Annotated in this window: 14 protein-coding genes; 5 read left to right on the top strand and 9 right to left on the bottom strand. The window is 64.5% G+C overall.

Annotated elements, in window-relative coordinates:
- The first annotated feature begins 202 nt into the window (after positions 1 to 202).
- From ACP3TA_RS06135 to ACP3TA_RS06125, 3 genes are all read left to right on the top strand, one after another.
- The gene (locus ACP3TA_RS06135; RefSeq protein WP_060660101.1) at positions 203 to 1,591 is read left to right on the top strand and encodes an amidohydrolase family protein; all 1,389 of its coding nucleotides are present in this window, start codon (positions 203 to 205) and stop codon (positions 1,589 to 1,591) included.
- 100 nt (positions 1,592 to 1,691) lie between these two features.
- Complete coding sequence (locus ACP3TA_RS06130; RefSeq protein ID WP_060660102.1) at positions 1,692 to 2,243, top strand: isochorismatase family protein; 552 nt, start codon at positions 1,692 to 1,694, stop codon at positions 2,241 to 2,243.
- 2 nt (positions 2,244 to 2,245) lie between these two features.
- Positions 2,246 to 3,169, top strand: a complete 924-nt coding sequence (locus tag ACP3TA_RS06125; RefSeq protein ID WP_060660103.1) for a GlxA family transcriptional regulator — start codon at positions 2,246 to 2,248, stop codon at positions 3,167 to 3,169.
- On the opposite strand, the gene ACP3TA_RS06120 is transcribed toward ACP3TA_RS06125, so the two are convergent.
- A complete protein-coding gene (locus ACP3TA_RS06120; RefSeq protein ID WP_060660104.1) occupies positions 3,164 to 4,156 on the bottom strand; it encodes an acyltransferase in 993 nt (330 codons plus the stop codon). The genes ACP3TA_RS06125 and ACP3TA_RS06120 overlap by 6 nt on opposite strands.
- Before the next feature lie 217 nt (positions 4,157 to 4,373).
- On the opposite strand from ACP3TA_RS06120, the gene ACP3TA_RS06115 reads away from it, so the two are divergent.
- On the top strand, positions 4,374 to 5,621 hold the full coding sequence (locus tag ACP3TA_RS06115) for an MFS transporter (protein WP_033633516.1): 1,248 nt from the start codon (positions 4,374 to 4,376) through the stop codon (positions 5,619 to 5,621).
- Positions 5,622 to 5,674: 53 nt separating this feature from the next.
- On the opposite strand, the gene ACP3TA_RS06110 is transcribed toward ACP3TA_RS06115, so the two are convergent.
- A complete protein-coding gene (locus tag ACP3TA_RS06110) occupies positions 5,675 to 6,301 on the bottom strand; it encodes a LysE family translocator (RefSeq protein WP_033645107.1) in 627 nt (208 codons plus the stop codon).
- A gap of 121 nt (positions 6,302 to 6,422) precedes the next feature.
- On the opposite strand from ACP3TA_RS06110, the gene ACP3TA_RS06105 reads away from it, so the two are divergent.
- On the top strand, positions 6,423 to 7,334 hold the full coding sequence (locus tag ACP3TA_RS06105) for a LysR family transcriptional regulator (protein ID WP_033645108.1): 912 nt from the start codon (positions 6,423 to 6,425) through the stop codon (positions 7,332 to 7,334).
- Here ACP3TA_RS06105 and selB read toward each other — a convergent pair.
- The 7 genes from selB to fdxH form a co-directional block, all read right to left on the bottom strand.
- Positions 7,324 to 9,180, bottom strand: a complete 1,857-nt coding sequence (selB, locus tag ACP3TA_RS06100; protein WP_060660105.1) for a selenocysteine-specific translation elongation factor — start codon at positions 9,178 to 9,180, stop codon at positions 7,324 to 7,326. The two genes, ACP3TA_RS06105 and selB, sit on opposite strands and share 11 nt — an antisense overlap.
- On the bottom strand, positions 9,177 to 10,571 hold the full coding sequence (gene selA, locus ACP3TA_RS06095; protein ID WP_426784564.1) for an L-seryl-tRNA(Sec) selenium transferase: 1,395 nt from the start codon (positions 10,569 to 10,571) through the stop codon (positions 9,177 to 9,179). Before selA ends, selB begins: the two co-directional genes overlap by 4 nt.
- 69 nt (positions 10,572 to 10,640) lie before the next feature.
- A complete protein-coding gene (locus ACP3TA_RS06090; protein ID WP_122004618.1) occupies positions 10,641 to 11,246 on the bottom strand; it encodes a glutathione S-transferase in 606 nt (201 codons plus the stop codon).
- A gap of 40 nt (positions 11,247 to 11,286) precedes the next feature.
- Positions 11,287 to 11,937, bottom strand: coding sequence for a DcrB-related protein (locus tag ACP3TA_RS06085; RefSeq protein ID WP_033645112.1), 651 nt, complete (start codon positions 11,935 to 11,937; stop codon positions 11,287 to 11,289).
- 114 nt (positions 11,938 to 12,051) lie between these two features.
- The gene (gene fdhE, locus ACP3TA_RS06080; RefSeq protein ID WP_033645113.1) at positions 12,052 to 12,981 is read right to left on the bottom strand and encodes a formate dehydrogenase accessory protein FdhE; all 930 of its coding nucleotides are present in this window, start codon (positions 12,979 to 12,981) and stop codon (positions 12,052 to 12,054) included.
- Positions 12,981 to 13,616, bottom strand: a complete 636-nt coding sequence (gene fdoI / locus ACP3TA_RS06075; protein WP_004934017.1) for a formate dehydrogenase cytochrome b556 subunit — start codon at positions 13,614 to 13,616, stop codon at positions 12,981 to 12,983. Before fdoI ends, fdhE begins: the two co-directional genes overlap by 1 nt.
- Entirely contained in the window at positions 13,613 to 14,515 is a 903-nt protein-coding gene (fdxH, locus tag ACP3TA_RS06070) for a formate dehydrogenase subunit beta (RefSeq protein WP_004934014.1), read from the bottom strand. The genes fdoI and fdxH overlap by 4 nt, the downstream gene beginning before the upstream one ends.
- Positions 14,516 to 14,519 lie beyond the last annotated feature (4 nt).

Here is a 14,519-nt window from a genome sequence, read left to right as displayed (position 1 = left end):
GACCTCAATGTAGCTTTAATGACTACAAATGTAGCCATTAAAGCTACGAAAGAGCAAGCCAGGAAAATCCTTGCCCCGGCGCACGCCGGTCATTACCAAATCGAATAGTCACCAGTGGCAAATGTCGCTGCCAACCGGCCGGTTCCTCTCCTAAATTGGGGGATGTTTTCACCCACCTCACCTCTGGATTAAGGAACCGAACGTGGAAAACCCTCAACAACCGGGCCGCAGAGCCTTCCTCAGCCAAACCGGCAAACTCACCACCGCTTGCGCAGTGATCGGCCTGACCGGCGGCATGGCGCAGGCCGCTTCGCCTGGCGGCGAGCCGTGTGCGCCAACGCCGATGACCCTGACCGATCGCCACTACTGCCTGAGCGAGGTGCGGCTGGAAGACGGCTTTGAATACGACGGCGAAACGGTGATCGGCACCCGCACCGCGCTGTACACCCTGGAGATCAAAGACGGCAAGATCGCCGCCATTCACGCCGCCAACGCCGCGTTGCCGGCCGGCGTGCCCCGCTATAAGGCGCAGGGCCGGCTGCTGCTGCCGGCATTTCGCGATATGCACATCCACCTGGATAAAACCTTCTACAGCGGCCCGTGGCAGGCGCCGCGCCCGCGCCAGGGCAAAACCATCATGGACATGATCGCGCTGGAGCAGACACTGATCCCGACACTGCTGCCCACCTCGCAGCAACGGGCGGAAAACCTGATCGCCTTGCTGCAGTCCAAAGGCAGCACCGTGGCGCGCAGCCACTGCAATATCGATCCGGTCAGCGGCCTGAAAAGCCTGGAGCACCTGCAGCGCGCGCTGGAAAACCACCGGGCGGACTTCAGCTGTGAAATCGTCGCCTTCCCGCAGCACGGCCTGCTGCACTCCAGGGTCGATGCGCTGATGCGCGAAGCGATGCAGATGGGCGTGCAGTACGTCGGCGGGCTCGATCCGACCAACGTCGACGGCGCGATGGAGAAATCGCTCGACGCCATGTTCCAGATCGCCCTCGATACCGGCAAAGGCGTGGATATCCACCTGCATGAAACCAGCCCGGCCGGGGTCGCCGCCATCAACTACATGATCGCCACCGTGGAGAAAAACCCGGCGCTGCGCGGCAAGGTCACCATCAGCCACGCTTTCGCCCTGACCACGTTGACGCCGGGCGAACTGGCGGAAACCGCCACCCGGCTGGCGGCGCAGCAGATCACCATCGCCTCCACGGTGCCGATCGGCGGCCTGATGATGCCGCTGCCGCAGCTCAGTGAGAAAGGGGTGTTCGTGATGACCGGCACCGACAGCGTGATCGACCACTGGTCGCCGTTCGGCACCGGCGACATCCTGGAGAAGGCCAATCTGTACGCCCAGCTGTACCGCGGTTCCGACGAGTATCACCTGTCGCGCGCCATGGCCATCTCCACCGGCGGCGTGCTGCCGCTGGACGATAAGGGGCAGCGCGCCTGGCCGAAAGCCGGCGATGCCGCCGAGTTCGTGCTGGTCAACGCCAGCTGTTCCGCCGAGGCGGTCGCCCGTCTGCCGGCGCGCAGCGCCACCTTCCATCAGGGGCGCCTGGTCGCCGGCCAGGTGAGCAAAGCCTAAGGTCGGTCCGTTGTTGTCATCATGATGGCCGTTTTTGGCCTTCTGCCAGAGTAAGGCGCGGCGCAAGATGGTCGCTACACACACTGGCGGAGGGCCGAAAATGTCACAGAGCGCGTTATTGATCATCGATGTCCAGCAATCATTCCAGCACCGTCCATTCTGGCAAGAGGACGATTTGCCTGCGTTTCAACAGGCGCTAACCCGCCTGATTGCGGGCTGCCGACAGCGCGGCGCGGCCCTGGTCGACGTGCTGCACGTTTCGCCGCAGGGGCCTTTCTCACTGGCTTCGGGCCATGTGCAGCGCCTGCCGTTCCTCACCCACCAGGCGGATATCACCGTACACAAGCATGTGCACAATGCGCTGACCGAATCCGGCCTCAACGCCTGGCTGCGCGAGCAGGACATCAACCACCTGATCGTCTCCGGCATCCGCACCGAGCAGTGCTGCGAAACCACCACCCGGGTGGCGTCCGACCTCGGTTATCGGGTGACTTTCGTCACCGAGGCGACGTTAACCTTCCCGATGCGCCATCCCGACGGCGAAGTCTTTACCCCCGCGCAGTTGAAGCGGCATACTGAAACCGTACTGGTCGATCGTTTCGCCCGCATCGCCAGCGTGGATGAGGCGCTGGCGCAACTCGCACAGGAGTAATCATGTCGCAGGCCGTCTATTTTCTGCTGTTGCCCAACGTGCTGTCGCTGGACGTCAGCGGCCCGGCGGAAACCCTGCGCCTCGCCGGGCAGTTCAGCCTGCGTTACCTCAGCCCGGCGCCGCAGATCGTCTGCTCCATCGGCATGACGCTGAACGGCCTGCAGCCGTTGCCCGAGCGCCTGGAAGACGGCGCCATCCTGGTGCTGCCGGGCGTCGGCGATTCGCAGCGCTATTTCGCCGGAGAGGAGGCCGAGCAGGTGCGCCGCTGGCTGGCGACGCTGCGGCCCGATCTGCAACGGCAGCGCATCACCCTGGTGTGCATCTGTTCCGGCGCGCTGCTGGCGGCGCAGGCCGGGCTGCTCGACGGCTATCAGTGCACCACCCACCACGACGTCATCGAACGTATCCGCCTCCAGGCGCCGGCGGCGCAGGTGAAAGAGAACCGCATCTTCGTCGAAGACCGTGGCGTCTACACCAGCGCGGGCATCACCACCGGCATCGATTTGGCGCTGCACCTGGTCCACCGCCACTGTGGCTCCGGCCGGGCGCGCGACGTCGCACGCGACATGGTGGTTTATTTCCGCCGCGCCGGCGACGATCCGCAGCTGTCGCCCTGGCTGCGCTACCGCAACCACCTGCACCCGGCGGTGCACCGCGCGCAGGACGTGATGGCCGCAGAGCCGGAGGCCGACTGGTCAGTGCCGCAGATAGCGGAGAAGGCGCACGTCAGCAGCCGCCACCTGGCGCGGCTGTTTCGCAGCCACGTCGGCATCAGCGTGCGGGAGTATCATGAGCAGCTGCGGCTGGCGGTGGCGCAACAACGCCTGCAGCAAGGGTATGGCTTGGAGAAGGCCGCGCTGGCGGCTGGGTTTTCTTCCGGGCGGCAACTGCGCCGCGCCCAGCAGCGCCAGCGCTCGCCGCTATGACACCAGCCGGCGGGTATCCAGCCGCTGCAGGCCGACAGACAGCAGCAGGCTGGCCCCCAGCGCCACGCCGAACACCCAGAAGATATCCAGCAGCGGGTGGCCGGTGAAATCCAGGTGCCGGCTGCGCATCACGTTGACGATAAGGGCGTGAAAACCGTAAATCGCCAGCGAATGACGGGAAAATACGCTCAGCCAGCCGATCGGCTGCGGCAGACAGTGTTTCACCCACACCAGCAGCGCCACCGCCGCCATAAACACCAGCGGGCCGCTGTAGATGTAGTAGGTATCGGCGAAGTTGCCGTTGATGAACAGCTGATGCTTGGTGCCGCGCGCAATCAGCGCCACGCACAGCGCAAATCCCAACGCCGCCAACCAGCCCACGGCGCGCCCGCGCGCCTCCATCATGCCAATCGCCCGTCCGGCCAACGCATACAGCAGGTAGTAGAAGGTATCGCCGTAGATATACAGGTTAACCGGCAGCAGATGCGCGTTGCCGAAGGTCAGCTTATCGGTATTCGGGTTGGCGATCGCCGCCAACATCACCAGCGCGACGGCCAGGTAGCGGCGCGATACCGGTTTGACGCTAATCAGCGGCGACAGCAGGTAAATCACCGCGATGGCGTAGAAAAACCACAGATGATAGAACACCGGCTTTTGCAGGATGCCGCGCAGCGACGGCCAGAAACCGATCTTGGTGAAAGCCGCGATATAGATCAGCGCAATGGCGCTGTAGAACAGAATGCAGCAGAGGATGCGGGTGAAATGCCGCCGGCCGGCGCTCTTTTCGCCGAAGAACAGGTAGCCGGAAATCATGAAGAACAGCGGCACCGACACGCGCGACAGTGAGTTCAGCACGTTGGCGATGTCCCAGTTGTGCAACCCTATCGCCGCGCCGTTGGTGACGTAATAGGTGGTGGCGTGGATCATCACCACCATCATGCACGCCATCGCCCGCAGGTTGTCTATCCAGCCGATTTTCTCGCTCAAACGCTCGCCCGATCTTGTGTCATATTGATATGTTAAGAAGAGGTTATCGGGCACGGCGTTCGGCGACAACCCAAAAGCGAAATATCAGAATGCACTTAAACAACACCTTATGATTGCGAAGGTGAACAATTGGCGGCAAAATAGCCGCCATAACTCGCTCAGTTTGCGCTTCCCGCCCTGGCAGTTCCTTTTTCTCTTTTACTATCAGTACAATAATATGAAAACAACATTACCACCTGCGGCACGTTTGGGCCGGCAGGCGCTTTTATTCCCTCTTTGTCTGGTGCTGTTCGAGTTCGCCACCTATATCGGCAACGATATGATTCAGCCCGGCATGCTGGCCGTTGTGGCGGATTTCAACGCCGGCGAAGAGTGGGTGCCCACCTCGATGACCGCCTATCTGGCCGGCGGCATCTTCCTGCAGTGGCTGCTCGGGCCGCTGTCGGATCGCCGCGGCCGTCGCCCGGTGATGCTGGCCGGGGTGGCGTTCTTTATCGTCTCCTGCCTGGCAATCCTGCTGGTCACCACCATCGAGCAGTTCATCGCCATGCGTTTCCTGCAGGGCATCGGCCTGTGCTTTATCGGCGCGGTCGGCTACGCCACGATTCAGGAGTCGTTCGAAGAGGCGGTGTGCATCAAAATCACCGCCCTGATGGCTAACGTGGCGCTGATCGCCCCGCTGCTGGGGCCGCTGGCCGGTGCGGCGCTGATCCACGTCGCACCGTGGCAAAGCATGTTCGTGCTGTTTGCCGCGCTGGCGGCCATCGCCTTCTACGGCCTGTGGAAAGCCATGCCGGAGACCGCCACGCTGCAGGGCGAGGCGTTCTCCGCCGCCAACCTGTGGCGCGACTACCGCCAGGTGCTGGGCAACCGCCGCTTCCTGTGCGGGGCGCTGGCGATCGGTTTCGCCAGCCTACCGCTGCTGGCCTGGATCGCTCAGTCGCCGGTGATCCTGATCAGCGGGGAGTCGTTGTCGACGCTGGATTACGGCCTGCTGCAAATCCCGGTGTTCGGCGCGCTGATCCTCGGCAACCTGACGCTGGCGCGCCTGACCGGCAAAAACAGCGTGGAGCGCCTGATCAAGCTGGGCGCGGGCCCGATGCTGCTGGGGCTGCTGATCGCCGCGCTGGCGACTCAATTCTCCAGCCACGCCTACCTGTGGATGACCGCCGGCCTGAGCCTGTACGCCTTCGGCATCGGCCTCGCCAACGCCGGGCTGTACCGCCTGACGCTGTTCTCAAGCAACGTCAGCAAAGGCACCGTGTCCGCCACCATGGGCATGCTGAGCATGATGGTGTTCACCGTCGGCATCGAGCTGGCCAAGGTCGCCTACGTCTGGGGCGGCAGCGGGCTGTTCAACCTGTTCAACCTCATCAGCGGCCTGTGCTGGCTGACGTTGGTGGCGCTGTTCCTCGCCAAACGCCGCAACGGCGACCCCACGCCGCAGCCGAACGGCGCGGCATAAGCGCGACGATAAAACGCCGGTCTGGTTTCCCGACCGGCGTTTTTTATGCGGCTTCAGCCGAGCAGCCCCCCCAGCGCATACCCCGCTCCCACCACCGCTACCGCCAACAATAGCAACGCCGACAGGACGGAGATCGCCCGTCGCGCGCGCTGCAATGCCGTTCCCGACAGCAGGGTGATATAGGCCAGCAAGATGGCGAAGTCCATCAGCACCCACAGCGCGGTCAGCAACGTCAGGCTGCCGCCGACCGAGGGGGTGACGGCGATGAACTGCGGAAAAAAGGCGACGAAGAAAATGATGTCCTTAGGGTTGGCGATGCCCACCAGAAAACCGTTCACGATCGCCGAGCGTTTTTGCGGCGGCGCAACGGGCCGCGCATCGGGGGCCGGCGAGGAGAAATCCTCATACAGCGAGGCGATCGCCATGCGGGCGATAAACAAGCAGCCCAACAGGCTGATCCCCTGCAGCATGCGCCTTTCGACGGCGAACAGCCCGGTGACGATCAGCGCAGCGATGCCGATCAGCAGCAGTGAGGCCCCGTTGCTGCCCAGCGCGGTCCACAGCGCCCGCCGGGCGCCAAAGCGCGTCGCGGTGTTGGCGACCATTACCACCACCGGCCCCGGCGTGGCGATAAGCAGGAAAATAGCGGCGAAATACGCCGCCAGCAACGACAGGTTCATCTTTATTTCACTCACATTCAGACGGTTGGCATCGGATCATTATGATGCCGCCGCCCCCGCCTTGAAAAAGGAGTAATCCTGTCGTTTACTGTGAATCAGACTCATCCTGAGAGACGCCGCGATGGCCAGTTCCCTTCCGCCGCTTTACGCCCTGCGCGCCTTCGAAAGCGCCGCCCGCACCGGCTCGTTCACGCTGGCCGCCGACGCGCTGCATCTCACCCCCAGCGCCGTCAGCAAGCATATCAAAACGCTGGAGCAGCACTTTGGCTGTCGCTTGTTCCAGCGCAATGGCCCGCGCATCGAGGTCACCCCGCAGGGAAAAATCTTCGCCGCCGAGCTGCAGCAGGGGTTTGCGCGCATCGAGCAAGCCTGCGAGCTGTTCAGAAGCCACCGCGATCTGCTGCGGCTGAAGGCGCCCTCTACCCTGACCCTGCGCTGGCTGCTGGACTGCCTGAGCCGGTTCCGGCAAACGGCGCAGGCGTTCGAAGTGCAGGCAGCCAGCGTGTGGATGGACATCGACAACGTGGACTTTTTCAGCGAACCCTACGACTGCGCCATTCTGCTCGGCAACGGCTATTTCGGCGCCAACACCGCCGCCGTAAAACTGTTCGACGAATGGCTGATCCCGATTTGCGCCCCTGCGCTGCTCGCCGACGCGCAGCGCGATCTTGCCGCCTGCCCGCTGCTCCATCCTTCGCCCGATCGGCGCGACTGGCGGCGCTGGCTGCAAAAAAGCGGCATCGCGACCCCGATCGATCTTATGCGCGGCCAGGTATTTGATTCGCTGGAACAGGGCAACGCGGCGGCCATCGCCGGGCACGGCGTCTCGATCGGCGATCTGGCGCTGAGCCTGCGGACGATTGAGGAGGGGTTATTGGCGGTGCCCTGTGACGCCGCCGTGCGCACCGGCGACGGTTACTATCTGGTTTGGCCGGAGGAATCGGCGAAACGGCCGCTGATCGAGCGTTTACAAGCGTTTCTCGCCGCCCAAACGCCCGACGTCAGCCGGGCCGCCGTCAGGTTTATCGGGTAGGGGACTCGCTACCGAACAGCCCGCCGTCTCGCAGCAGATGCTCGTTGCCCTTGCGGCGGGTAAAGCCGCTGCGATCGAAGAACTCCAGCACCTGGATCGCCAGCTTGCGGCCGACGCCGAGCCGATCGCGGAAATCGGCGGCGTTGGCGCCCCCGCGCTCCGCATCCAGCTCGCGGATCAGCGCCGCGAACTGATCGATGCGTCGGCTGAGGTAGTAGCGATCCACCACCACCGCCGTCACATGGCCCAGTTGAGCCGCCTTGCGCAGCAGCGCGCGCACCCGGCTCTCGTCTTCGCCCAGCTCGCTCGCCAGATCGCGCACCCACCACGGCTCGTCGCCGAACAGCGGCTCGATGCGCGCCCACAGCGGCGCCTCGTCGGCGCTGAACGCCAGGCCGTGTTCCGGCAGATGCAGCCAGCCGCGCGTATTGCGCAGCGCGCCGGCCTTCAGCAGCCGATCGATCATCATAAACACCAGCGTTTCCGGCTGCTGAGGCAGAGCCATGCGCCGCAGGCGGGCGCGCCCTAAGCCCAGCTGATCGGCGTGCTGTTGGTGATACTCCGCCAGCACCTGCAGCAGGCGGCTTTCCGCCTGTTGCACCTGATCCTGCGCCAGCGCCCGGTCACCGACGATCAGCAGATCGCGGTTCGCCAGCAGTGCCGCCAGGCCGTCGTCGGTCAACTGACGCGCCCAAGCAAACGCCGCCAGCGACAGCGCGCCGTGCGGCAGCTCAAGCGCCAGCGCCTGCGCATCGTCCTGCGCCTGCGCCAGGGCCTGCAGCCAGGCCAGGTAGTCCGGCTGGCGCTTGCCGCGCTTGGGCGCATTCAGCCTGAGTACCCGGGCCGCGCCCAGCGTTTGCCGCGCGCCGATATCGCGCAGCACCAGCCGATCGTTCTCCGCCAGCCACAGCGGACGATCGAGGATCAGTTCCGCCAGCCCGTCGTTCAATAGCGAAATGCGCCCGGTGATGTGGCTGGCGGCATGGTGCAGATGCAGCGGCTGCCAATGGCGGATCGGCCGATCCGTCTCAAGCGCCACCAGAATGCGTTCCGCCGCCTCCGGCGGGCGCTGCGCCAGCAGCCAATCGCCGCGCGCGATCCGGTCTTTATCGACATCGCCGCTGATGTTAAGCGCGATGCGTTGCCCGGCCTGCGCCTGTTCCACGGTCTGATTCTGGGCATGCAGGCCGCGCACCCGCACCGGCGCGTCGGCGCCGGTCAGCCACAGCGTATCCCCCACCTTCACCCGGCCGCCGAGCGCGGTGCCGGTCACCACCAGCCCCGCCCCTTTGACGCTGAACGCACGGTCTACCGCCAGACGAAAACGGCGCGTCAGCGCATGCTCGCCGGGCGACAGCGCCAGCAAATGCGCGCGCAGCGCCTCGATACCCTCGCCCGCCGCCGCCGCGGTGACAAACAGCGGCGCATCGGGCCAGCCCTGGCGCGCCAGCTCGTCGCGCACCTGAACGCGCACCTCATCGATACGCGCCGCCTCCACCCGGTCGGCCTTGGTCAGCGCCACCGTCAGCGCCGGGCGCCCGCTCAGGCGCAGGATCGCCAGATGCTCGCGGGTCTGCGCCATCACACCATCGTCGCAGGCCACCACCAGCAGCGCATGGTCAATGCCGCCGACGCCCGCCAGCATATTGGCGAGGAATTTTTCGTGGCCGGGCACGTCGATAAAGCCCAGCACCCGGCCGTCCGGCTGCGGCCAGTAGGCGTAGCCCAGATCGATGGTCATGCCGCGGCGCTTTTCTTCCGGCAGGCGATCCGCGTTGATCCCGGAGATCGCCTGCAGCAGAGTGGTTTTGCCATGATCGACATGGCCGGCGGTGGCGATGATCATGATGCGCTCAACGCGTCGATCAGCGCCCCTTCCTGTTCCAGACAGCGCAGATCCAGCCACAGCCGGCCGTCGCCAAGGCGGCCGATCACCGGCTGCGGCAGGCGGCGCCAGCGTTCAGCCAGCGCTTCCAGCGTAGCGCCACGGCCGTCGCGCGGCGTGAAGGTCAGCGCATAGCTGGGCAGACGATCCACCGGCAGCGAACCGCTGCCAATCTGCGACCAGCACGGTTCGGCGCGCAGCGCGAAATCGGCGGTGAACCGTGGCGTCAGCGCCGTCAGCAGCCGCTCGGCCGTCTGTTGCATCTCCTGCTGCGGGCGGGTCAGCAGCCGCAGCGTCGGCAGTTGCTCAGCCAGCTTTTCCGGCTGCAGATAAAGCCGCAGCGTGGCCTCCAGGGCCGCCAGCGTCAGCTTGCCGACGCGCAGCGCGCGCTTGAGCGGGTGCTGCTGCAGGCGCGCGATCAGCGCCTTTTTGCCGACGATGATGCCGGCCTGCGGGCCGCCCAGCAGCTTATCGCCGGAGAACGTCACCAGATCGACGCCGGCGGCCAGCAACCGCTGCGGCATCGGTTCGGCGGGCAGGCCGTACTGCGCCATATCGATCAGCGAGCCGCTGCCCAGATCGGTGGCGGTCGGCACGCCCTGTTCGGCCCCGAGCAGCGCCAGTTCGGCCTCATAGACCGCCGCGGTAAAGCCCTGAATGCTGTAGTTGCTGGTGTGCACTTTCATCAACAGGCCGGTCTGCTCGTTGATGGCCTGGCGGTAATCCTTCAGATGGGTGCGGTTGGTGGTGCCGACCTCAACCAATTGACAGCCGGCCTGGCGCATCACGTCGGGAATGCGGAACGCGCCGCCGATCTCCACCAGCTCGCCGCGCGATACCACCACCTCTTTGCCGGGGGCGATCGCCGCCAGCATCAGCAGCACCGCCGCCGCGTTGTTATTGACGATGCAAGCGTCTTCCGCGCCGGTCAGCCGGCACAGCAGACTCGCCACCGCCCGATCGCGATGGCCGCGCCCGGCGCCGTCCAGATCGTACTCCAGCGTCACCGCCTCCCCCATCACCGCGCTCACCGCATCCTGCACCGGCTGCGCCAGCAGGGCGCGCCCGAGGTTGGTGTGCAGCACAGTGCCGCTGAGGTTGAACACCGGCAATAACGCCGGGCGCTGCTGCCGAGCCAGCTCCGCCCGCAGCGCCTGCGGCCAGTCGCCGCACCAGGCCGGTAAACGTTGCTGCTGTTTTATCGCGTCGCGCGCCTCGGCCTGCAGCCGGCGCAGCAGTTCGCCGATCAGCGTCTGGCCATGCTGCGCCACCAGCGGTTCAATCGCGGGTTCACGCAGCAGGCGGTCGATGGCGGGCAGTTGGCTGTAAAGAAGGTGGGATTCAGTGCTCATGGTCGCTCGGTTTTCAGTTTAGACGTATCGGCATAGCAAAACCCCGCCGCGGCGGGGAGAAAAGAACGTTCAGGGCGGCGCCGTGCGGGCGAAACTTTCGCGGGCGAACAGGCGTTCGGCCAGCTTGACCAGCGCCGGACGTTGGACGCACCAGTTGGGCAGGATGCGGCGGAAATTCAGGTAGCCCAGCGCGCAGCCGGTGGCAATATCCGCCAGCGTCAGCCGCTCGGCATTGAGCCACGTTTTTTCCTGCGCCAGCGCCTCCAGCGCATCCAGGCCGCGCGTCAGCTTGTCACGTTGGCGCAGCATCCAGTTTTCGTCCTGCTTTTCCGGCGCACGCCGGCTTTCGCGGTACAGCGTCGCCGCCGCCTCAGTCACGCCGTCCGCCAGCGCCGCCACCTGGCGGACGCGCAGCGCCACGGCGCGATCGGCCGGCAAAAACGCCGGATCCACCGTCAGCAGTTCGAGGTATTCGGCCACGATCGGCGAGTCGTAAAACACCTCGCCGTCATCGGCGATCAGCACCGGCACTTTGCCGAGCGGGTTCTGCTCCTTCACCCGGCTGCCGGGCTCATACGGCGGATCGTTGACGAATTCAAACGCGATCCCCTTCTCCAGCAGCATCACGGAAATCTTGCGCACAAAGGGGCTGGTGTAACTGCCGATAAGCTTCATCCGGTCTCCTCCGCTTCGTCCTGGCCGCGGCGCAATGCCCTTACTTCACCGCCAGAGTATCGATAATCCGCTGCACCAGCGCCTGATGCACTTCCGGCGTTTTGGCCGGCGACAGCATTTGCAGCGTTACCACCCGTTTGTTGAACACCGTCAACACCAGGGTGGACACCACCTTTTGGCCGTTGACGGTCTGCTCGGTATCCACCCGGCGAAACTTCTGTTTGCCGACGGTGAAGTTCTCTTCTTTGGTGGTCTGGATATTCTGATAGCGCTCGGCCAGCACCGTGATGGCGCTCTGCGTCAGCTCTTTCAGCATTTTGTCGCTGGTATTGATCTTCATGCCGTCCGGCGGGATCACTTCGGACGAAACCGCGCTCTGGCGCGACTTGCCGTCGAGGAAGCGCTGGATGGTGGAGGTGCTGTCATTGACGATGCCGCTGTTCAGCGTTTGATCGCTAAAGCCCGGCGGCAACTCGAAGGTGATCTTGCCCTTCTGCAGCGACACGTTCAGCCCCGGCGGCGCGGGTGGGGCCTCTACCGGCGCAGGCGGCGGCGGTGGCGCGGGCTGCGTCACGGTCGGCTTGGTGTCCGGTGGCGGCACCGCCGGTTTGGTGTCGTCCTTGTTGTCGCAGGCCGCCAGTCCGATCGCCAACACGGCGACCGCGGTCAGTTTTGCCAGGGTGTTTAACATCGTGGTTCCTTTCGCTTGGCGCGTCATGGCCTAAACGTAGCAACTCGCCCGGGCGAATGCCAGAAGCCCGTTCTGAAATTGCTTGTCCGGCCCCGCGCGAACGGGGCCGGGCGGTTACTCCGCCGGGAACAGGAACGGATTGATGCTGCTGCGGCCGAAGCCTTCCTCTTCCATGCGGGCGTCCAGCACCAGCGAAGCCAGATCGTCGGCCACCGCTTCGACCTGCGGGTCTTTTTCCTGATAGAGGATCTTCAGGTAAGTGCCGCAGTCGCCGCAGCTTTCCGCCTTCACCGCCGCCTGCTCGCTGTCCAGCGACCAGTAGTTGAGATCGCGGGTCTGCTCGCAGTTGCTGCACTTCACCCGCACCACGTGCCATTCGCTTTCGCACAGGTTGCAGTGCAGGTAGCGCAGGCCGTTGACGGTGCCGATATGCACCATGCTGGAAACCGGGATGCTGCCGCACACCGGGCAGAACTGGCGCTGCTCGCCGTATTCGGCGCGCGCCTTGCCGGGGATCAGGCTGGCCATCTGCGCCCAATAGAGCGACAGTGCGGCCCAGAGGAACGGCGCCTTCTCGCTGCCCACCTTGCCGAACTCGCGGTTGAGCAAGGCGTCGGCCATCAGCTCCAGCTCGTGCGCCGAGGCCTTCTCCAGGTTGTCCAGCACCACCAGAATGTGTTCCGGCGCCTGCGGACGCAGCTCGGCGATCAGCGACGTCAGCAGCTTGCGCCAGTGCTCGCTGCGCGGGAACACGCTCAGATCGAGCGGCGGTTTGCCGCTGGCGGCACCCTGCACCAACGCTTCACTCAGATCGAGCTGCAGCGGGTTATCGTGCAGCGCATGCTGCTGCGCCTGCGCCAGCTCGGCGGCAAAGTTCAGGTAGTCACCCAGCGGGTTGTCGACCGCCAGCTGACGCAGACGATCGGCGCGGCGGCTGTACAGGCTTTTCAGGTTGGCGAAAAGTAACGGCGGGATGTTCTCCGCCGTTGTGGACTTCTCACGCTGTGCCCCTAACTGCTCTTTAGGAACGATGCGGATACTCATCAGGGTTTATCTTCCTGTCGTTTCTCGCGGACCTCACGGTACCAGCGCGGATGATGTTTCTTGGCCCAGGCCGCCGGCACCCAGCCTTCCACCATCGCGGTAATGGTGCCTTTTACCCACAATGCGGCGTAAATGTGCACCATAATCACGATGATAAGGCCGACCGCGGCCAGCGAATGCACCAGCAGCGCGATGCGGATCAGCGGGATGGAGAACGACGGCGCAAAATACGGCCGCCAGATCACCACGCCGCTGGCCAGCAGCAGCACCAGGCTGATAATCGCCGCCCAGAACACGCACTTCTGGCCGAAATTATAGCGCCCGGTGTCACCCACTTCCTCGTTCATGGCGATTTTGTGGATATTCTTGGCCCAGACGATATCTTCCCGGTTGATCAGGTTATGCTTCCAGTAGCGCAGGAACATCAGCAGGAACGCGGCGAACATGATGACCCCGACAAACGGGTGCAGAATGCGCGCCAGCTGCGGCGTCCCGAAGATGTTCATCAGCCAGTTGAAGGAGGGGAAGAAGAACCCCAGCCCGCTGATGGCGGCGAACACGAAGCAGAACGCCACTATCCAGTGGTTGATGCGCTCCGGCGCGCTGTAACGCTGAATGGGCTTTTCCTTTCTCATTTGCGCGTCTCCTCGTCATGCGACTCGTCGTGCTCGTCCTCATCCTCGACGCGGTTAGGCCCGACGCCGACATAGTGGAACACGCTGGCCGCGAAGGTGGCGGCAAAGCCGATGGCCGCCAGGGGTTTCCACACGCCCTTCCAGAAGGTCACCGCCGGGCTGATGCTCGGGTTGTCCGGCAAACCGTGGTACAGCTGCGGTTTGTCGGCGTGGTGCAACACGTACATCACGTGCGTGCCGCCCACCCCTGCCGGATCGTACAGACCGGCGTTCTGGTAGCCGCGGGTGTTCAGCTCGCTGACGCGATCCGCCGCCACCTGCTTCATCGCTTCCTTGGTGCCGAAGTGAATGGCGCCGGTCGGGCAGGTTTTCACGCAGGCCGGTTCCTGGCCGACGTCCACGCGGTCGACGCACAGGGTGCACTTGTACACCCGGTTGTCGTCCTTGTTCATGCGCGGCACGTCGAACGGGCAGCCGGCGATGCAGTAGCCGCAGCCGATGCAGTGCTCGGACTGGAAGTCGACGATGCCGTTGGCGTACTGAATGATCGCGCCTTCCGACGGGCAGGCCTTCAGGCAGCCCGGATCGGCGCAGTGCATGCAGCCATCCTTGCGGATCAGCCATTCCAGCTTGCCGTTTTCCTCCACCTCGGAGAAGCGCATCACCGTCCACGACTTGGCGGTCAGATCGGCGGGGTTATCGTACACCCCGACGTTGTGCCCCACTTCGTCGCGGATGTCGTTCCATTCGGAACAGGCCACCTGACAGGCCTTGCAGCCGATACAGGTGGTGACATCGATCAGTTTGGCCACTTCTTCCTGGTGGTCACGGGCGCGCGGCGCCGGCGTGAAGCCATTGGTGGCGGATTTACGAATGATGTCTTGAGATTGCATGGCCATAATT

It is taken from the genome of Serratia sp. 2C06 (assembly GCF_050037615.1).
GTDB classification, from domain to species: Bacteria; Pseudomonadota; Gammaproteobacteria; order Enterobacterales; family Enterobacteriaceae; genus Serratia; species Serratia ureilytica.
The sequence above is the reverse complement of the archived record's forward strand: the minus strand, read 5'-3'. Positions and strand labels throughout refer to the sequence as shown.